This is a genomic window from Nocardiopsis oceanisediminis, from assembly GCF_048595525.1.
GTDB classification, from domain to species: Bacteria; Actinomycetota; Actinomycetes; order Streptosporangiales; family Streptosporangiaceae; genus Nocardiopsis_A; species Nocardiopsis_A oceanisediminis.
Genome location: NZ_JAFMZJ010000001.1, coordinates 956,407 through 975,106, shown reverse-complemented (window position 1 = coordinate 975,106; position 18,700 = coordinate 956,407). Strand labels below are relative to the sequence as shown.

The following is an 18,700-nucleotide window of genomic DNA, read 5'->3' as shown; positions in this document are numbered from 1 at the left end:
GGTCCGCCTTTCTCGCTTCGGACGTGCTCAGTCGGCGGTGCCGCCGGCGGCCGCATCCGCCACGATGCGGTCGGCGCCGTCGGCGATCATCGACCGGGCCAGTTCCCGCCCGAGGTCGGCCGCGGCCTTCAGCGACGCGGGGTCGGCCTCGACCTCGGCGCCGCTCTCGCCGCGGACGGCCTGGGTGCCGTCGGTGGAGACCACCGCGGCGCGCAGCCGCAGCCGCCCGCCGGCGTAGGTGGCGTACGCGCCGACCGGGGCGGCGCACCCGGCCTCCAGTTCGGCCAGGACGGTCCGCTCCGCGGTGACCGCCAGCCGGGTGGGCGCGTGGTCCACCGAGGACAGGTAGGACAGGTCGGCGCCGGCCCGCTCGGTGCGGCACTCCACGGCCAGCGCGCCCTGGCCCGGGGCGGGCAGCATCCGGTCCGGGTCGAACACGTCGGTGACGTCGCCGACCCGGCCCACCCGGACCAGCCCGGCGTAGGCGAGCACCACCGCGTCCACCTCGCCGGAGGCGACCTTGCCCAGCCGGGTCTCGGCGTTGCCGCGGATCGGCACGTAGACCAGGTCGGGGCGGAGGGCGGCCAGCTGGGCGACGCGGCGCGGCGAGCCGGTGCCGATCCGCGCCCCGGCCGGCAGCTCCTCGAAGGCGAGGCCGTCGCGGGCGCACAGCGCGTCGCGCGGGTCGTCCCGCTCGGTGATGGCGGCCAGCACCAGGCCGTCGGCGGGCGCGGTGGGCAGGTCCTTGAGCGAGTGCACCGCGAAGTCGACGGTGTCGGCCAGCAGCTCGTCGCGGAGCGCGTTGACGAACACGCCGGTGCCGCCGAGCTGGGTGAGGTGCGCCTTGGTGACGTCGCCGAAGCTGGTGATCAGCTCCAGCTCGACCGGGACGCCGGTGCGCTCGGTGATGGCGCGGGCGACCAGCCCGGACTGGGTGGTGGCCATGTTGCTGCGCCGGGTGCCCAGGCGGGCGGCGGCTGCGGAGGTCATGCGTCCTCCCCGGGGACGGTCTCGGGCCGGGCCACCGCTTCCGGGGCCGCGGGGTCCAGGTCGAACAGTTCGCGGAGCGCCGCGCCGTAGCTGTCCCCGCCGGGCCGGGCCGCGAGCTCCTTCACCCGGACCGTCGGCCGGTGCAGGATCTTGTCGACGGTGCGGCGCAGGGCGCGGGAGACCTCCTCGCGCTCCTTCTCGCCGAGGCCGGGCAGCCGGTTCTCCAGCCGGGCCAGCTCGGCGGCGACCACCTCGCCGGCGTGCGCGCGCAGCGCGACCACGGTCGGCGCGACCTCGTCGGCGCGGCGCACCGACCGGTACTCGGCGACCTCCTCGTCCACGATCTCGCGGACCAGGGAGATCGCCCCGGTGCGCCCGCCGGCGCCGCCCGCGCCGGCCGCCGCGGCCTGCCGGAGGTCCTCGATGTCGACCAGGTGCACGCCGTCCAGGGCGCGCACCTCCTCGTCGACGTCGCGCGGGAGCGCCAGGTCGAGCAGGACCAGCGGGCGGCCGCCGCGCGGCGCGCCGGCCAGTGCGGAGCGCACGTCGGCGGCGGTGAGCACCAGGCCCTGTGCGCCGGTGCAGGAGACGACCAGGTCGACGGCGGGCAGCTCGGCGGCGGCCTCGGTGAACGGCACCGCGCGGCTGCGGATCGGCTCGTAGGCCTCGGTGAGGCACTCGGCGAGCCGCTCGGCGCGCTCGGCGGTGCGGTTGGCGACGGTCACCGCGGAGGCGCCCAGCCGGGCGACGGTGTTGGCGGCCAGGGCGCTCATCGAGCCGGCGCCGAGCACCAGCACCCGCAGCCCGGTGAGCGGGCCCGGCTCGGGGAGCGCGGCCGCGACGTCGGCGGCGGCGTCGGCGACCGCGGTTCCGGCGGCGGGGCAGGCGGCCGGGGCGGCCGCCGCGGCGGGGGCGCCGCTCGGGCGGAGCCGGTCCAGCGCCACCTCCAGGCCGAGGGTGACCATGTCGGCGCCGGCGTGGTCCAGGTGGGTCTCGGTGTGGGCGCGCTTGCCGACCCGCAGCGCGCGCTGGCCGAGGTCGTTGAGGACCCGGCCGAGGGTGCCGCCGTGCTGGGCGTCCTTGAGCGCGTTGCGCACCTGGCCGAGGATCTGGCCCTCGCCGACGACCATCGAGTCGAGTCCGCAGGCGACCGAGAACAGGTGCTGGACCGCGCGGTCCTCGTAGTGCACGTAGGCGTGCTCGGTGAGCTCGGCGGTGGAGATCCCGGTCCGCTCGGACAGCCTCCCGATGACCTCGGTGAGCGCCGGGTGGAACTTGCCGACTTCGGCGTAGATCTCGGTGCGGTTGCAGGTGGAGACCATCATCACTTCGTCGATCACCGAGGAGCCGGTCATCTCCGCCATGAGCTTGAGCCGCTCTTCACCGTCCAGGGCGGCGCGCTCCAGCAGCGCCACGGGCGAGCTGCGGTGGCTCAGCCCCACGGCGAGGACACTCATCTGCACTCCTATGCGGTGATCGCGGATACGGCCGTGCCACCGGCCGCGTACTGCATGGCCTCACAGGCGGTGCCGCCGGGGGCGGTCACGCCTTCTCCTTCGCGCCGATCCGTCCTCCGGGCGGTGCGGTCGCCCGGCCGTCCGCCTTCCTCTGGGCGTGGAAGGCGAGGATCTGCAGTTCGATGGATAGATCGACCTTACGCACATCGACGGCCGGAGGCACATTCAGGACCACCGGTGCGAAGTTGAGCACGCTCGTCACCCCGGCCTCGACGAAGCGGTCGCACACGCCCTGCGCGGCCACGGCGGGCACGGCGATCACCCCGATCGAGACCCTCTCCGCGGAGACGACGTCCTCCAGCGTGTCGATATGCCCGACGCGCAGGCCCGCCACCTCGTCCCCGACGACGCCCTCGTCGGCGTCGAGCAGGGCCGCGATGCGGAACCCGCGGGTGCCGAACCCCCCGTAGTTGGCCAGTGCGCGGCCCAGGTTGCCGGCGCCGACGATGGCCACCGACCAGTCCTGGGTGAGACCGAGCTCACGGGAGATCTGGTAGACGAGGTAGTCGACGTCGTAGCCGACGCCGCGGGTCCCGTACGACCCGAGGTGGGAGAGGTCCTTGCGGAGCTTGGCGGAGTTCACCCCGGCCGCGGAGGCCAGGGCCTCCGATGAGACGGTGAGGATGCCGCGCTCGGCCAGGCCCTGCAGGGCGCGCAGGTAGACCGGGAGCCGGGCGACCGTGGCCTCCGGTATGCCCCTCTCCCGGGGCCGGGTCGAACGAGGGGTCACGGTCGGGCGCTCCTGAGCTGCGGTCGTCTGGGCCTGCGGAGGTCGAACCGCCACCGTCCGATGGTCTCCCATGCGCGCGCGGCGCGTCCGGCGGGACCCCGGCGGCGGCGTAATTTGACCCTCAGATTACGCCCTTGTGAAAGCACGCACAAAGTGGGCCTCCCCTCCCGCCCGCCGCGCCCGGCGGGCCCTCCGGGACCGGCGCCCGGTCAGTCCAGCGCGGCCCGCAGCCGCCGCTCGCTGACCCGCCAGAAGTCGTGCGGGGCGCCGTCCACGAACGTCACCGGGATGCGCTCCCAGTACTCGTCCCGCTCCTGCCGGGAGGCGTCCTCCAGGTAGCGGACGGTGTATCCGGCGCCGGTGTCGGCGGACACCCTGCGGATCACCTCCAGCGCCTCCTCGCACAGGTGGCACCCGTGCTTGCCGAGCATGGTGATGCGCGGCGCGCCGCCCGCGGACCCCGCTCCCCGCGCGCCCTGTCCCCCGTCGGCCACCGGACCTCCTTCGCGAACCGTGCTCTCGGCGGAGCACCCCGAATCACCTTCTGAACGCCGGAATTCGGCGTTTCCCGATCATCCTCCCGCAAAGGGGGGAAGAACCTCGACCACTCCGCCCTCTGTGAGGAAGACCTCTCCGTGGTCCCGCTTTCCCACCGGGCGCTCGTCGACGATGAAGGAGGAGCGGCGGACCACGGCGGCCAGCCGATCGTCCCCGGACCGCCTGCCCAGCGCGGCTTCCAGCGCCTCGGCCAGGGTGGATGCGGTGTAGGGCTCCTCCGCGGTGCCGGCGGCCTCTTTCGCCGCGGCCCAGTACCTGATGGTTCCGCTCGGCATCGGTTGATTATCCTTGTGCTTCTCGGAGGCATGAACTCGATTAATTCTCCACCGGGGGCAATGGCGCCTTCGATCGACCGCTGACTTCGGCGGGGTGACGGGAAGAGACGCATGAGCCACCTGCTGCTGCTGACGAACTCCAACGAACCGTCCGACCATGTCCTGCCCGCCCTCGGCCTGCTCCTGCACTCGGTGCGCGTGGCGCCCGCGGAGCCCGGGGCGCTGCTCGCGGCGGGGGGCGAGCGCGGCGCGTCGGCCGTGGACGCCGTCCTCGTCGACGCCCGCAGCGACCTCGCGTCCGCGCGCAACTTCTGCCGCCTGCTGGACACCACCGGCCTGGACTGCCCGCTGATCGCCGTGCTCACCGAGGGCGGCGTCGCGGCGCTCACCACCGACTGGCAGGTGGACGACTTCCTGCTGGCCACCGCGGGCCCGGCCGAGGTCGAGGCCCGGCTCCGGCTGGCGGTCGGCCAGGCCGACGCCGGACCGGACGACCCGGACGAGATCCGCCGCGGCGACCTGGTCATCGACGAGGCCACCTACATCGCCCGGCTGCGCGGGCGCATCCTCGACCTCACCTTCAAGGAGTTCGAGCTGCTGAAGTTCCTGGCCCAGCACCCGGGCCGGGTGTTCACCCGCGCCCAGCTGCTGCAGGAGGTCTGGGGCTACGACTACTTCGGCGGCACCCGCACCATCGACGTGCACGTGCGGCGGCTCCGCGCCAAGCTCGGCAGCGAGTACGAGTCGCTGATCGGCACGGTGCGCAACGTCGGCTACCGGTTCGTCCCGGACTTCCCGGCCCGCTCCGGCTCCCAGGAGGCCGACGAGGCCTCCGGCGAGGAGCGGGGCGGGGACGCGCCGGCCCCGCGGAGCCCCCGTCCCCGGGCGTCGGCCAAGCGCTGAGGGAACGGCGGTGCGGCCGGCCGGGACGCGGAGCGGCGCCCCGGCCGGCCGCACCCCGCGGCGGAGAACGGGGCGGTCCCGACAGGCCGGACAACAGGGAAGATCTTCATGAAGGGCCCGGCCGTGGGCCTCGTGTTCGCCGCCCCGATTGCCTAAGATGCTGGACCGACGCCCAACGCCGAACGGCCCCCGAGGAGGCGACCCCATGCCGAGCGGCCGGCGACCCGCGGGCGCCCGGAGCAGCGGCCGGAGCCGGCCGTTCCCCCGGATCCCCGCCGCCATCCCGCTGACCACCGCGTTCGTCGGCTGCACCCTGGCCGCCTTCGCCCCGCCCGCGCTCGCCTCCGCGCCGTTCCCGCTCTCCCTGACCGCGAGCGGGCCGCCGGTCGCCCCGGGTGAGAAGGCCGTGCTGACCCTGGACGCGCAGGAGGGCGCCGAACGGCTCTGCCTCTACGGCGTGACCGCGGACAACGGCTTCGAGCCCGCCCTGGGGGACCCGGCCGAGCTGCCGTTCAGCACCGAGGTCACCGGGGCCCCGAAGGAGAGCCTCCGGGTCACCGCCACCGTGCTCTACGCGCCCGCCCCCGAGGGCGGCGACTGCGAGGCGGTCCCCGAGGAGGAGCGGCTGCCCGCCGCCGCCTCGACCGATGTGGCCGTAGAGGACCCGGAGCCGACGCCGACGCCGACTCCCACACCCACGCCCACGCCGACCCCCACTCCGACGCCCACGCCGACGCCCACCCCGAGCCCGACGGACCCGCCGACGTCCCCCTCGAAGCCCCCGCCCTCCCCCTCTCCCGACCCCTCGGAGAAACCCGGGGAACCGGAGGAGCCGAGCGGGACGGAGAAGCCGGAGGAGCCCGGGAAACCGGAGAAGCCCGGGGAGCCGAGCGAGCCGGAGAAGACCGAGAAGACCGAGAAGCCAGAGAAGCCGGGCGGCACGCCGTCGTCACCGGAGCGCCCGTCCTCCCCGCAGGGCGGCGGCCCGCAGGGAGGGCGGCCGGACGACCGCGAGCGCGCCGAACTGCCCGGCGTCCCCGGCCCCGGCTCCACACCGCCCGGTCCCCTGACCCCGGGCGCCCCGGGCGGCCGCCCGTCGCTGCCGACCGCCCCGCCGGCGCTGCCCTCGCTCTCCCCCGGCGCCCCCGGCCTCTCCGACGACCCGGCCGACCTGCCCTCCGTCGCCCCCGGCGCAGGCCGCGGCGACGGCACCGAGCGGGCCGCCGCCGAGGAGCAGCAGCTCACCTCGGCCGTCTCTCCGGCCGTACTGATGCTGGTCCTGATGTTGGCCCTGCTCTTCGCCGCCCCGATGGCCCCGGGCCGCCGGGTCCGCACCGGAACCGTCTACCGCGGCCGCCGCCGCAAGGGCTGACCCCGGGACGCCGCTCCCCGGCCCCGGTCGGGGCCGCCACCCGGCCCCGGCCCGCCGAGAGCGAGCGGGGGCCGGGCGCCCGGCCCCGCTCACCCCTCGGAGCGCGCGGAAGAAGCGGTGGACACGGGCGCGATACCGCCCCGGCGCCGCGCCCCTGCCTGCGATGCTCCCTGGTCGCCGCCGGCCCCGCCAGGACGGGCCCGGCGCCGCCGAAGGCCGGCGAGAAGACGGCCCGGCCCCCTGCTCCCGCTCCCTGAAGAGCAGGGAAGCGGCAGCGGCACGGGCAGGACACCGGGACCCGGCCCTGCGGAGAGGCGGGCTGAGGACATCGCCCGCCTGGTCGGCCACAGCAGCACCCGCACCACCGAGGTCGTCTACCGCAAGGAGCTTCGCCCGGTGATCACCGAGGGCGCCCACGTCATGGGGACCTCTTCGCCGAGCAGGCCACTGGCCACCCGATTGGCCACCCACGCGAAAACGCCACCCCGGTCCGGGATGGCGTTTCGGCTGGAGCCGCCTGTCGGAATCGAACCGACGACCTATTCATTACGAGTGAATCGCTCTGCCGACTGAGCTAAGGCGGCGTCGGTCCCGCGCTCGGCGCGAGACCGCCACCATTCTAGCGTGCCCGGCGGACCGCCCGCGCCGTGCGGCGCCGGGGCGGCCGGAACGGGTCAGGGCATGCACGCCTCGCCGTCCTCCGGGACCTCCCGTTCCAGCAGGTAGGCCTCGACGGCCCGGTCCACGCACCCGTCGCCCATCCGGTAGCCGGTGTGCCCGTCGCCGTCCCGGCTGAGCAGCACCCCCGACTCCAGGGTCGAGGCGAGCTTCTCCGACCACTCGTAGGGGGTGGCCGAGTCCCGGGTGGTGCCCACCACCAGGATCGGGGCGGCGCCCTCCGCCGTCGGCGCGGGCCGGTCGGCGACCGCCTCCTCCGGCCAGTACGCGCAGGTCATCGCCGACCAGCTGAACGAGGCGCCGAACAGCGGGTACTCCTCCTCGGCGCGCTCGGCGGCCTCCCGGTAGGCCTCGGGGTCCCGCGGGCTCGGCGCGTCCGAGCAGTTGACCGCGACCAGGGCCGACGTCGAGTTGAGGTACTCCTCCTCGTCGTCCCGGCCGTACATCGCGTCGGCCAGTGCGAGCAGCCCGGCGCCGCCGCCCTCCTCGTCCGCCTCGGCCAGCGCCGCCCGCAGCTCGGGCCAGGTCTGCTCGGAGTAGAGCGCCCCGGCGATGCCGAGCTCGGCCCGGGCCCGGCCGACCTCCCGGTCGTCGCCGGGCGGCCCCTCCAGCGGCTCCCGGCCGGCCTTCTCCAGCAGGTCCTCGATCCAGGCCGTCCCGGCGTCGGCGCCGCTCCCCCGCACCGGGCAGTCAGGGAGCCCCTGGCAGTCCTCGACGAACGCGCGCAGCGCCGTCTCGAAGCCGCTCGCCTGCTCGATCCCGGCCTCCAGCTGGTCCAGCTCCGGGTCGAGCGCCCCGTCCAGCACCACGGCGCCCACCCGCTCGGGGAACAGGTCCGCGTAGACCGCGCCGATCATGGTGCCGTAGGACTTGCCGAGATAGGTCAGCTCCTCGTCGCCGAGCACGGCCCGCAGCACGTCCATGTCCCGGGCGACCGAATCGGTGCCCATGTGCATCATCAGGTCGCCGGCGCGCTCCCGGCAGCCCTCGACGAAGGCCCGGCCCCCCTCTTCCAGCCGCTCCACCCCGGCGTCGGTGACCTCGGCCGGGTCGGCGTCGCCGTCCTCGCTGAGCACGTCCGTGCCGAGGTAGTCGTCCATGCCCTCCAGGTCCAGGCAGGCGATCGGCTCGCTGCGGGCCACCCCGCGCGGGTCGAAGCCGACGACGTCGAAGTGCTTCCGCACGTCCAGGCCGACCACCGAGGAGGCGGCGCCGGCGTAGTCGTATCCGGACCCGCCGGGCCCGCCGGGGTTGACCAGCAGCGACCCCTTCGCCTCGGCGGCGGCCGGCCGCCGCTTGACCGCGATCTCCAGCCGCTCCCCGCCCGGGTCGCCGTAGTCGAGCGGGACCTCGTAGGCGCCGCACTCGAAGTCCTCGTCGCCGTCCTCGCAGGCGCCCCAGTCGATCTCCTGGGAGTAGAACCCCTCCAGGCCCGGCTCGGGGGCCCGGTCGGCACCGCCCCGGCCGCCGGGGTCCGCCCCCTCGCCCGTGCAGCCGGCCGCCGCCACCGCCAGCGCCGCTGCGCAGGCGGCCAGTCCAGTCCTGTTCACGCCGGTCGGGTCTCCGCTCCATCGCCGCCGCACCCGCCCGGGGAGGCGCCGCCCGCGTCCCGCGCCGCCTCGTGCGCCCTGCGCGGGCCGCAGACCGCCGCCCGGTCGCAGGAGCCTCCCCCGCCGCGCCTGCCGCGGGCCTGCTCGGTGCCCGGGCTCTGGTACAGCGGGTGCTCGTATTTCAGACAGCACATGAGCTTGCCACAGGCCCCCGCGATGCGCATCGGGTTGACCGGCAGCCCCTGGTCCTTGGCCATCCGCACGGCGACCGGCTCGAAGTCCTTCAGGAAGGTGGCGCAGCACAGCTCCCGGCCGCAGGAGCCGACCCCGCCCTGCATCCGCGCCTCGTCGCGCGCCCCGACCTGGCGGAACTCCACCCGGACGCCCAGTTCGCGGGCGAGGTCGCGGATCAGCCCGCGGAAGTCGACCCGGCGCTCGGCGGTGAAGTAGACGGTGAACAGCGGCTCGGCCGGGAGGTGGTCGACGGCGACGATGCGCATCGGCAGCCCCGCGGCGCGGATCAGCCGCTTGGCGGCGGCCCGCCCGGACGCCCGGAACCTCCGGTTGCGCTCGTCGCGCTCCAGGTCCTCCGGGCCGGCCAGGCCCGCGCAGACCGGCAGGCCCTCCACGTCGTCGCCGACCCACTGCGGCGCCCACACGCATTCGGCCACCTCCGGGCCGTCGTCCGTGGGCACCAGCACCTTGTCGCCGACCCGGGGCGAGGCGTCCCCGGGGTCGAGGTAGTAGAGCCGCCCGTAGCGCTCGAAGCTGACCGCCATCATCATGCCCATCCGGACACCCTAGGCTCCGGGCATGATCTCCGTCACCCTCCGGCCGGGGCGGCTTCCCGCGCGCCTCCCCGGCGGCCCCGGCGCCGCGCTCAGCCCTGGTAGAGGGCGGAGGTCATCGCCTCCAGGGCGATCTGCGGGTGCACGTTGGCGTCGATCCGGGCCCGGCAGCGCATGATCGCGTCGATCCGGCGCAGGGTGGCCTCGGGCGCGGAGGAGCGGGCGATGCGCTCCAGGTCGGCCCGGTTCGCCCCGGTGGACAGCTCCACCCCGGAGCCGAACTGGACCGCCAGCACGTCGCGGTAGAAGAGCAGCAGGTCGGTGAGGGCGGTGTCGTAGGAGTCCCGCTTGAGCCGGGTGGCGCGCCGCTTCTGCCGCTCCTCCAGGTCCTTGAGCGCGCCGGCCGCGCCGCGCACCGCCTTGGCCACGCCCTTGCCGGTGGCGCCCTCGCCGAAGGCCGCCTTCATGTCGGCCTTCTCGGTCTCGTCCAGGGCGCTGGTGGTGGCCTTCGCCTCGGCCTCGGCCAGCTCGTAGAGGCGGGCCGCGGCGGTGACGCAGGCGCCGGTGCCGTCCAGCCGGGCGGGCATCGCCAGGATCTCGGAGCGGCGCCGCCGGGCCTCGTCGTCGATGGCCAGCCGCCGGGCCCGGTCCAGCCGGCCGGCCGCGGACCGGGCGGCCTCGTCCGCGGTCGCCGGGTCGATGCCGTCCCGGTTCACCAGGGCGTCGACCACCGCCCGGGTCGGCGGGGTGCGCAGCACCACCTGCCGGCACCGGGAGCGGATGGTGACCAGCATGTCCTCCGCGGTGGGGGTGCACAGCAGCCACACGGTGCGCGGGGCGGGCTCCTCCACCGCCTTCAGCAGCGCGTTGGAGGCCGCCTCGGTGGCCCGGTCGGCGTCCTCGAAGAGCACCACCCGGAACCGGCCGCCGGTGGGCCGGGACGCCGAGCGGAGCACCAGGTCGCGGGTGGAGTCCACGCCGAAGCTCAGCCCGCTGGGGCGGACGTAGAGCACGTCGGCGTGGGTGCCGCCGAGGACCTGGTGGCAGGAGGTGCAGTGGCCGCAGCCGCCGTCCGGGCACTGCAGCGCCGCGGCGAACGCCCGCGCGGCCTCGCTCCGGCCGGATCCGGGCGGGCCGGTGAACAGCCAGGCGTGCGTCATCCGCTTGCCGGCCGCCTCGTCCCCCGCGAGCAGCGCACTCGCCGCCGCGGCCGCCGCCCGCAGCCCGCCGGCCACCGCTTCCTGGCCCACCAGGTCATCGAAGACGCTCATCGGGGTTCAGCATAGGCGCTGCGGCCGACGCCCGGCCGCCGGGCGGCCGGTCCGCGCGGCGCCGGAGCCGTTCCCGCCGGAGCCCCGGGCCGCCGCCGCGGCCGGAACGGGCGCGGGCCCCCTCCGCCGGCGGCGGAGGGGGCCCGCGGGGCCGCCGGCGGTGCGGCTCAGCCCTCGTCGTCCTTGATCACCGGCATCATCCCGGTGATCGCCTCGGCGTCCTGCGGCACCGGGTCGGGCAGCAGCGGGCGGATCCGGCGCTGGATCTCCCGGGTGACCTGCTCGGCCGCGCCGCGCGCGTCCACCACCAGGTAGCGTCCGGCGTCCCGCTCGGCCAGGTCGAGGAAGCCCCGCCGGACCCGGTCGTGGAACTCCTGCGACTCCGCCTCGATCCGGTCCGTGGTGCCGCCCAGCCGGGCCAGCCCGTCCTCCGCCGGGAGGTCGAGCAGCACGGTGAGCCGCGGCACCAGGCCCGCGGTGGCCCAGTCGTTGATCCGGGCGATCTCGGAGACCGGCAGGTCCCGGCCGGCGCCCTGGTAGGCCAGGGTGGAGTCGACGTAGCGGTCGCTGATCACGATCGCCCCGCGGCGCAGCGCGGGCATGATCACCTCGTTCACGTGGTCCGCCCGGTCCGCGGCGTAGAGCAGCGCCTCGGCCCGCGGCGACATGCCCGTGTGCTCCTTGTCCAGCAGCAGCGCGCGGAGCCGCATGCCGAGCCGGGTGGAGCCGGGCTCGCGGGTGGTGACCACCTCGAAGCCCTCGTCGCGCAGCCAGACCGAGAGCTGGCCGACCTGGGTCGACTTGCCGGCGCCCTCGCCGCCCTCCAGCACGATGAAGGTGCCGGGCGGGCGCTCCTGCTCCCCGGCGCCCTTGTCCCCGGGGACCGGGACGCCGCGCACCGCCGCGAGCAGCTCGGTGAGGAGCGGGACGTCGCCCGGCTCGCCGTTCATCCGGCGGTAGCAGACCACCGCGGCCACCGCCGCGGCCAGGGCGGCGATGACCAGCACCGTGCCGGAGCCGAGGACGTCGTAGGTGAGGTCCCGGACGGCCAGGGTGTGGTCGCCGATCAGCAGGGCGGGCAGCGGGGCGACGGCCGCCGCGGTGAGCAGCGCCGCGCGGCCGGCGGTGTAGGCGAAGGCCGGGATCGCGGGGCGGGTCGGCCCGTCGGCCTCCTGGGTGAGCAGGGTCAGGCCGATGGTCCAGGCCAGGCCGGTGCCGGCGCCCACCGCCAGGGAGAGCACCGCGGCCAGCTCCATGTTCGGGATCAGGCCGGTGAACAGCAGCGCGGCCGCCGAGGCGCCGAGCGCCAGGCCGAACAGCCGGCGCCGGCTGAACTGGCGCAGCGTGCGCGGGCCGGCCAGCACGCCCAGCGCCGCGCCCGCGGCCAGCGCGCCGAACAGCACGCCGAACCCGGCGCTGCCGGCGCCGAGCCGGTCGGCGAGGATCCGGCCGACGCCGACCAGGGCGCCGCCGGCCGCGAACGAGCCGAGCATGCCCAGCAGCAGCGCGCGCGGGAGCGCGCCGGAGCCCGCCGTGCGGAAGCCGTCCCGCAGGGTGGCCAGCGGGTCGGTCTCGGAGCCGGTGCGGCGGGCCTGGCGGCGCTCCTCGGCCGCGGCCTGCCGCTCGGCGCGCAGCCGGGCGCGCTCCTCCGCCTTCCGCTTGGCCTCCTCGGCCTTGCGCGCCTCCTCCTCGGCCTTCTGCTTCTCGGGGTCGGGCAGCGCGGGGACCTGCAGGGTCTCCGCGGTGCCGATGGGGGCGGTGAGCTCGTTGGGGTCGACCTCGACGGCGCGGACCTCCTGGGTCGGCTGCTCGTCGCCGGACGGCGGCTGCGGGGCCTGCTCCGGCTCCGGGCGCCGCGCCGGGCGCTCGGAGCGCGGCCGCCCCTGCACCGGGGCGGTCCAGGCGACGGCGGCGGAGGCCAGCAGCGCCAGCGGCGCGAGGTAGACGGCGAGGTCGGCGCGGGGCCCGGCGAGCGCCGGGGCCAGCGCGCCCAGCACCGTGCCGACCCCGGCCAGCAGCGCGAACAGCGCGGCCGCGACGGGGGCGGTCCAGTACCCGGCGAGCAGGGCGATCCGGTCGGCCTGGGCCACCCGCTTCTTCGGGACCAGGCCGCCGATCGCGGCCTCCTTGGCGGGGGCGCGGAACAGCGCCGCGGCCTCGGCCAGCAGGTGCGCGGCGAGCAGCCAGTCGAGCCGGCCCACCAGGGGCACCGACAGGTAGAGGAGGCCGCGCAGCGCGTCCGCGCCGACCAGGGTGAACCGCGGGTCGAGCCGGTCGGCGGCGCGCGCGGCCGGGCCGCTCAGCAGCAGCCAGGGCAGCAGGCGGAGCGCGAGCACTCCGCTCACCGCGAGGTAGGGGACGGCCGGGGCGGCGTCCCGGGTGAGGGCGACCGCCAGCGAGACCATCGCGAGCAGGCTCAGCCAGTCGCCGAGGCCGGACAGCGACAGCGAGACCCACAGCCGCCGGAACGGCTTGATCGCCAGCACGCTGCGCGCCTCTCCGGGCGCTCCTAGGGATGCAGATCTGCTCATATTCGTGAAGGGTAGCGAGGCTTCCGGAAGGGGACGGGCGCCCGCCGGGGCAGGGTACGGGTGACCAACGCCGCTGATCGGCCGATATGTGCCCTTCACCGGCGGCGCGGGACGGTCGGTGATCCGCGCCACCGCGAACCTGCGGGGGCGCGGGGCATCAGGGACCGTGCGCGGCACACTACTGCCGCCCGGGGATCCACGCCACCCTGCCCGCTCCCGCGGCCGCCGCCGCTCCCGCCCCACCGGGGCAGAGCGGCCCGGGGGCGGACCGGGCGGGCGGGGAGCGGAGCCGGCCGATCATCCGACCGGTCGGGGCCGCCGGGGCGCCGCTCCGCCGGGCCCGGAACGGGTCCGGGCCCGGCGGGTCACTCCGCGGAGCCGCCGCTCTTCTTCGGGGTCCCGGTCTTGCCGGTCGCCTTCTTCGCCGCGGTGGTCTTCTTCGCCGCGGTCTTGGCGGTGCCCGTTTTCTTGGCGGCCGTCGCCTTCTTGGCCGCGGGCTTCTTCGCGGCCGCCTTCTTCGCCGGGGCCTTGGCCCGGCGCTCGGCCAGCAGCTCCGCGGCGCGCTCGTCGGTGATCGACTCCACCTCGTCGCCCTTGCGCAGCGAGGCGTTGGTCTCCCCGTCGGTGACGTAGGGGCCGAACCGGCCGTCCTTGACCACCATCTTCTGCCCGCTCGCCGGGTCCTCGCCGAGCTCGCGCAGCGGCGCGGCGGCGGCGCGGCGGCCGCGCTGCTTGGGCTTGGCGAAGAGCTCCTCGGCCTCCTTCAGGGTGACCGTGAACATCTGCTCCTCGGTCTCCAGGGAGCGGCTGTCGGTGCCCTTCTTCAGGTACGGGCCGAACCGGCCGTTCTGCGCGGTGACCGGCTCGCCGTCCAGCTCGCCGACGACCCGCGGCAGGGAGAGCAGCCGCAGCGCGTCCTCCAGGGTGACCGTCTCCGGGGTCATCGACTTCAGCAGCGAGGCGGTGCGCGGCTTCTCCGCCTGCTTCGCCTTGGACTTCGCCTTCCCCTTCTTCGCCTCGCCCTCCTCGGCGGGCTCCGCGGGCGCGGGCGGCAGCTCGGTCACGTACGGGCCGAACCGGCCGCTCTTCACCACGACGGTGTTCCCGGTGCCCGGGTCGGTGCCCAGCTCGCGGTCGCCGCTGGGCGCGGCGAACAGCTCCTCGGCCCGCTCCGGGGTGAGCTCGTCGGGGGCGAGGTCCTCGGGGACGTTCACCCGGGCGCCCTCGCGCTCCATGTAGGGCCCGTACCGGCCGACCCGCATCACGATGTCGGTGCCCGGGATCGGGAAGGAGCTGACCTCGCGCGGGTCGATCTCGGAGAGGTTCTCCCCGACCAGCTCCTTCAGCCCGGCCTCCTGCTCGGCGCCGAAGTAGAACCGGCGCAGCCACGGCACCCGCTCGGCCTCGCCGCGGGCGATGCCGTCCAGCATGTCCTCCATGCGGGCGGTGAAGTCGTAGTCGACCAGGTTGCCGAAGTGCCGCTCCAGCAGCTGCACCACGGCGAACGCCAGGAAGGACGGCACCAGCGCCGAGCCCTTCTTGAACACGTAGCCGCGGTCCAGGATGGTGCCGATGATCGAGGCGTAGGTGGACGGCCGGCCGATCTCCCGGTCCTCCAGCTCCTTGACCAGGGTGGCCTCGGTGTAGCGGGCCGGCGGCCGGGTGGCGTGCCCCTCGGCCTCGATGCCCTCCGCCTTGAGCGGGCGGCCCTCCTCGACCGGAGGCAGCCGGCGCTCGCGGTCGTCCAGCTCGGCCTCGGGGTCGTCGGAGCCCTCCACGTAGGCCTTGAGGAAGCCGTGGAAGGTGATCACCTTGCCGGTGGCGGTGAACTCGACCTGCTCGCCGGTGCTGGAGGTGCCGGCCACCTTGACCGTGACCGACTCGCCCACCGCGTCCTTCATCTGCGAGGCGACGGTGCGCTTCCAGATCAGCTCGTAGAGGCGGAACTCCGCGCCGCTCAGCCCGGTCTGGGCCGGGGTGCGGAAGGTGTCGCCGGCCGGGCGGACCGCCTCGTGCGCCTCCTGGGCGTTCTTCACCTTGCTGGAGTAGGCGCGCGGCTTGTCCGGGATGTAGTCGGCGCCGTACAGCCGGGTCGCCTGCCCCCGGGCGGCGGCCAGCGCGCTCTCCGACAGCGTGGTGCTGTCGGTCCGCATGTAGGTGATGAAGCCGTTCTCGTAGAGCCGCTGCGCCACCTGCATGGTCTGCTTGGCGGACAGGCCCAGCTTGCGCGAGGCCTCCTGCTGCAGCGTGGTGGTGCGGAACGGGGCGTAGGGGGAGCGCCGGTAGGGCTTGCGCTCCACGGTGCGCACCCCGAACTCGCCGCCGGAGAGCCGGTCGGCCAGACCGCGGGCGGCCGCCTCGTCCAGGTGCAGCACGCCCTTCGGGGAGCGCAGCGTCCCCTCGGAGGTGAAGTCGCGGCCCACCGCGACCCGGTCGCCGTCCACCGAGACCAGGGCGGCGGCGAACGTGGACGGGCCGTCGCCGGAGCCGCCGAGCGTGTCGAAGACCGCCTTGAGGCCCCAGTACTCGGCGGGGGTGAACGCGATCCGCTCCCGCTCCCGCTCGACGACGAGCCGGGTGGCGACGGACTGCACGCGGCCCGCCGACAGCTTCGGCATGACCTTCTTCCACAGCACGGGGGAGACCTCGTAGCCGTAGAGCCGGTCCAGGATGCGCCGGGTCTCCTGGGCGTCGACCAGGCGCAGGTTGAGGTCGCGGGTGTTGTCCGCGGCGCGCTGGATCGCGTCCTTGGTGATCTCGTTGAAGACCATCCGGCGGACCGGGATCTTCGGCTTGAGCTCCTCGCGCAGGTGCCAGGCGATCGCCTCCCCCTCGCGGTCCTCATCCGTGGCGAGGTAGAGCTCGTCGGCCTGGGCCATCAGCTCCTTGAGCTTCTTGACGTGCGCCTTCTTGTCCGTGTTGACCACGTAGATCGGCTCGAAGCCGTGGTCGACGTCGACGCCGAGGCGGGCCCAGGACTCCCCCTTGTAGCGCGCGGGGATCTCGGCCGCCTTCGTCGGGAGGTCGCGGATATGGCCGATGGAGGACTCCACGGTGTACCCAGGGCCGAGGTAGCCCGCGATCGTCTTCGCCTTGGCGGGCGACTCCACGATCACGAGCCTGTTCCCTCCGGCCTTCGCTCCGGAGCCCTTCGCGCCGCTCTCTCCGGCGCTGCCCTTCTTGGGTGGCACGCTGTTCCCCTACGTCTCGCGTTGCGCTGTCTCTGCGGCCGGTTCTCCCTGCGGCCGCCGTGTCGGTGCGGCCCGGGGTCGGCTCTCCGGTCCCCCGGCCACTGACGGTAACCGACGGCCTCGCGGATCGCTTCCCGTCCGCCGCCGGAGGAGCGCTCTTCCCCTCCCGGTCCCCTCCCGGTCCCCTCCGGGCCGCTCTCCGGTCGTCCACGGGTAGGAACGCTATGGCACGTACACCGTGGCCAGTCGCAGAATAGGCCTAATGCTCGATTACGAATACCGGGAACTCCGCTTCCCGAGGGGAACATCGCGCAATGTGACGCGGCAGACGCTGACCGACCATGCCGAGTACGGCCGCTGGGAACTGGCCCGGGTCCGGCTCTACCGGGACGGCAGCCGAACCGTGGTCATCCGGCGCCGGATCATCCGACAGGTGCGGACCATGTGAGTTCCATCACATGTCGACGGGGTGCCCGCGGGAACAGGCCGGCGCCCCTTCCGGGACGCCCGAAGCACCCCGGGGTTGCCCGCGGCCGGTGTCCGGATCCGGCCGCGGAACGGGCGAGTCCCCGCGGAGCGCGCGCGCCTCCGCGGGGACTCGCCTCAGCGGTGTCCCGCTCCCCTGCCCCCGGCCTCCGCTAGTCCACCGCGAGCCGTCGCGACGGAGGCCGGGGAGGGAGCGGTCACACCGCCGGCATCAGGCCCCCAGGTCCACCCCGAGGGACTCGGTGCCGCCGGTCACGCCGTCGACGGCGCCGCCCAGCGTCTCGGCGGGCCCGCCGGCCTCGGGCAGCCCGGACAGCTCGGCCGGGGCCTCGGGCGCGGCGGGCTCCTCCGCGGTCAGCGGCAGCGTCTCGGAGCCGGGCACCTGCAGGGAGGGCGTCTCGGGCAGTTCCGCGTTGAGCGGCAGGGAGTCCACGGGCGCGGGCAGCGGGGCGGCGGGCTCCTCCGCGGCCTGGTGCATGTGGCCGCCGTGGCCGCCGTGGTCCACGATCGCGCCGACGTCCTCGGAGGCGGCGCCCGCGTTGCCCAGCACCGCGCCGACGGCGTTGCCGGAGACGTTCACCGGGACGTCCAGGCCGACCACGCCCTGGTTCCCGCCGATGATGGAGCCGTTGCCGGAGGTCTCGACGTCGCGGCCGTGGTCGTGCACGACCGCGCCGGTGTCCTCCGCGGCCGCGCCGGCGTTCCCGCCGACCGCCGCGATGGCGTTGCCCGCCACGTTCACCGGGATGTTCCCGTCGACGACCAGCTGGTTGCCGCCGAGGATCGAGCCGTTGCCCGAGGTCTCCACGGAGTCGCCCTCGGACCAGCTCTGGCGCTCGCGCTCGGCGCTCTGGTGCAGCACCGGGCCGGCGTCCAGGCCGCCGGTCTGCAGGTGCAGCGGGCGGGCGGCCTCGCTCAGCCGGTCGACCAGCCCGCCGCCGACCGGGGACGACTGCGCGCTGCGCTCGTCGTAGCCGCGGTCGTGGTCGTGGCCGTGGTGGTGGCCGTGGTGGTCCACGATCGCGCCGACGTCCTCGGAGGCCGCGCCGGCGCTGCCGAGCACCGCGCCGACGGCGTTGCCGGAGACGTTCACCGGCACGTCCAGGCCGACCACGCCCTGGTTCCCGCCGATGATGGAGCCGTTGCCGGAGGTCTCGACCTCGCGGCCGTCCCCGTGCCGGTCGTGCTCGACGACGGCGCTGCCGGTGTCGTGGGCGGCCGCGCCGGCGTTGCCCAGCACCGCGCCGACGGCGTTGCCCGCGACGTTGACCGGCACGTCGGCGTCGACCACGGCCTGGTTGCCGCCGATGATCGAGCCGTTGCCGGAGGTCTCCACGGTGTCGGGGCCGCGGTCGTGCACGACGGCGCCGACGTTCTCCGCCGCCGCGCCGGAGTTCCCGCCGATGGCCGAGATGGCGTTGCCCGCCACGTTCACCGGGACGTTCGCGTCGGCGACCAGCTGGTTGCCGCCGAGGATGGAACCGTTGCCCGAGGTCTCCACGGTGCCGGCGTCGGCGAAGGAGACGCCCGCGCCGAGGGCGACGAAGCCGGCGGTGAGCAGGACGGCCTTTGCTGAGATTCGGGCCCACTTGCGCATGTGGGATTTCCTTTCAGGGACAAGAAAGCGGATGAGATGGAATCGATGGGACTGCGTGACTGCGGGACCCCGGGGGGGCCGGCGCCCGTGGAAGGGGCGCCGGGCCTCGCGGTCGGCGGGCGTCTCGGCGTCCGGCGTGCCTGGCGGACACGCTCCGTGGTCAGCTCCGCTCCGGGGAGCGGCGGCTGACGTGAACCCCGCGGACGTGGCCGCGCCCGCGGGACTCGCGTCAGCCCCCGGTCACGAGGACCGGGAGGCCGATC

Annotated in this window: 14 protein-coding genes and 1 tRNA gene; 3 read left to right on the top strand and 12 right to left on the bottom strand. The window is 75.4% G+C overall.

Translation table 11 applies throughout. From position 1 onward, the window contains the following. Positions 1-27: 27 nt before the first annotated feature. The 5 genes from hemC to J0910_RS04505 form a co-directional block, all read right to left on the bottom strand. Entirely contained in the window at positions 28-990 is a 963-nt protein-coding gene (gene hemC / locus J0910_RS04525; RefSeq protein WP_420157250.1) for a hydroxymethylbilane synthase, read from the bottom strand. Next, entirely contained in the window at positions 987-2,447 is a 1,461-nt protein-coding gene (locus J0910_RS04520; RefSeq protein ID WP_420157249.1) for a glutamyl-tRNA reductase, read from the bottom strand. Before J0910_RS04520 ends, hemC begins: the two co-directional genes overlap by 4 nt. 85 nt (positions 2,448-2,532) lie before the next feature. Then, a complete protein-coding gene (locus J0910_RS04515) occupies positions 2,533-3,237 on the bottom strand; it encodes a redox-sensing transcriptional repressor Rex (RefSeq protein WP_420157248.1) in 705 nt (234 codons plus the stop codon). 209 nt (positions 3,238-3,446) lie between these two features. Further along, positions 3,447-3,668, bottom strand: coding sequence for a glutaredoxin family protein (locus J0910_RS04510; protein WP_420161884.1), 222 nt, complete (start codon positions 3,666-3,668; stop codon positions 3,447-3,449). Between the two features lie 141 nt (positions 3,669-3,809). Beyond that, positions 3,810-4,070 (bottom strand): MoaD/ThiS family protein, encoded by a 261-nt coding sequence (locus J0910_RS04505; protein WP_420157247.1) that lies wholly within the window; start codon positions 4,068-4,070, stop codon positions 3,810-3,812. A 111-nt stretch (positions 4,071-4,181) separates the two neighbouring features. Between J0910_RS04505 and J0910_RS04500 the strand changes: the two genes are divergently transcribed. Further along, positions 4,182-4,973, top strand: coding sequence for a winged helix-turn-helix transcriptional regulator (locus J0910_RS04500; protein WP_420157246.1), 792 nt, complete (start codon positions 4,182-4,184; stop codon positions 4,971-4,973). Between the two features lie 205 nt (positions 4,974-5,178). Then, on the top strand, positions 5,179-6,345 hold the full coding sequence (locus J0910_RS04495; RefSeq protein WP_420157245.1) for a hypothetical protein: 1,167 nt from the start codon (positions 5,179-5,181) through the stop codon (positions 6,343-6,345). Positions 6,346-6,853: 508 nt separating this feature from the next. Here the strand turns inward: J0910_RS04495 and J0910_RS04490 are convergent. The 6 genes from J0910_RS04490 to topA form a co-directional block, all read right to left on the bottom strand. Next, positions 6,854-6,929 (bottom strand) — tRNA-Thr (locus J0910_RS04490). Between the two features lie 90 nt (positions 6,930-7,019). After that, positions 7,020-8,573, bottom strand: a complete 1,554-nt coding sequence (locus J0910_RS04485; RefSeq protein ID WP_420157244.1) for an alpha/beta hydrolase — start codon at positions 8,571-8,573, stop codon at positions 7,020-7,022. Beyond that, positions 8,570-9,364: a PSP1 domain-containing protein gene (locus J0910_RS04480; RefSeq protein WP_420157243.1), complete on the bottom strand. Its 795-nt coding sequence runs from the start codon at positions 9,362-9,364 to the stop codon at positions 8,570-8,572. Before J0910_RS04480 ends, J0910_RS04485 begins: the two co-directional genes overlap by 4 nt. 89 nt (positions 9,365-9,453) lie before the next feature. After that, positions 9,454-10,632 (bottom strand): DNA polymerase III subunit delta', encoded by a 1,179-nt coding sequence (locus tag J0910_RS04475; protein WP_420157242.1) that lies wholly within the window; start codon positions 10,630-10,632, stop codon positions 9,454-9,456. Between the two features lie 167 nt (positions 10,633-10,799). Continuing rightward, the gene (gene tmk, locus J0910_RS04470) at positions 10,800-13,163 is read right to left on the bottom strand and encodes a dTMP kinase (protein WP_420157241.1); all 2,364 of its coding nucleotides are present in this window, start codon (positions 13,161-13,163) and stop codon (positions 10,800-10,802) included. A gap of 365 nt (positions 13,164-13,528) precedes the next feature. Beyond that, complete coding sequence (gene topA, locus J0910_RS04465) at positions 13,529-16,354, bottom strand: type I DNA topoisomerase (protein ID WP_420157240.1); 2,826 nt, start codon at positions 16,352-16,354, stop codon at positions 13,529-13,531. A gap of 262 nt (positions 16,355-16,616) precedes the next feature. On the opposite strand from topA, the gene J0910_RS04460 reads away from it, so the two are divergent. Then, positions 16,617-16,802, top strand: a complete 186-nt coding sequence (locus tag J0910_RS04460) for a DUF5703 family protein (protein ID WP_026120864.1) — start codon at positions 16,617-16,619, stop codon at positions 16,800-16,802. Positions 16,803-17,051: 249 nt separating this feature from the next. Here J0910_RS04460 and J0910_RS04455 read toward each other — a convergent pair whose 3' ends face one another. Beyond that, positions 17,052-18,437 (bottom strand): hypothetical protein, encoded by a 1,386-nt coding sequence (locus J0910_RS04455; protein WP_420157239.1) that lies wholly within the window; start codon positions 18,435-18,437, stop codon positions 17,052-17,054. Between the last annotated feature and the right edge of the window lie 263 nt (positions 18,438-18,700).

Excerpts from the sequence above, each read along its gene's own strand:
- hemC (WP_420157250.1), bottom strand. The coding sequence starts at position 990 with ATGACCTCCGCAGCCGCCGCCCGCCTGGGCACCCGGCGCAGCAACATG.
- J0910_RS04520 (WP_420157249.1), bottom strand. The coding sequence starts at position 2,447 with ATGAGTGTCCTCGCCGTGGGGCTGAGCCACCGCAGCTCGCCCGTGGCG.
- J0910_RS04510 (WP_420161884.1), bottom strand. The coding sequence starts at position 3,668 with ATGCTCGGCAAGCACGGGTGCCACCTGTGCGAGGAGGCGCTGGAGGTG.
- J0910_RS04505 (WP_420157247.1), bottom strand. The coding sequence starts at position 4,070 with ATGCCGAGCGGAACCATCAGGTACTGGGCCGCGGCGAAAGAGGCCGCC.
- J0910_RS04500 (WP_420157246.1), top strand. The coding sequence starts at position 4,182 with ATGAGCCACCTGCTGCTGCTGACGAACTCCAACGAACCGTCCGACCAT.
- J0910_RS04495 (WP_420157245.1), top strand. The coding sequence starts at position 5,179 with ATGCCGAGCGGCCGGCGACCCGCGGGCGCCCGGAGCAGCGGCCGGAGC.
- J0910_RS04480 (WP_420157243.1), bottom strand. The coding sequence starts at position 9,364 with ATGGGCATGATGATGGCGGTCAGCTTCGAGCGCTACGGGCGGCTCTAC.
- J0910_RS04475 (WP_420157242.1), bottom strand. The coding sequence starts at position 10,632 with ATGAGCGTCTTCGATGACCTGGTGGGCCAGGAAGCGGTGGCCGGCGGG.
- tmk (WP_420157241.1), bottom strand. The coding sequence starts at position 13,163 with ATGAGCAGATCTGCATCCCTAGGAGCGCCCGGAGAGGCGCGCAGCGTG.
- J0910_RS04460 (WP_026120864.1), top strand. The coding sequence starts at position 16,617 with ATGCTCGATTACGAATACCGGGAACTCCGCTTCCCGAGGGGAACATCG.
- J0910_RS04455 (WP_420157239.1), bottom strand. The coding sequence starts at position 18,437 with ATGCGCAAGTGGGCCCGAATCTCAGCAAAGGCCGTCCTGCTCACCGCC.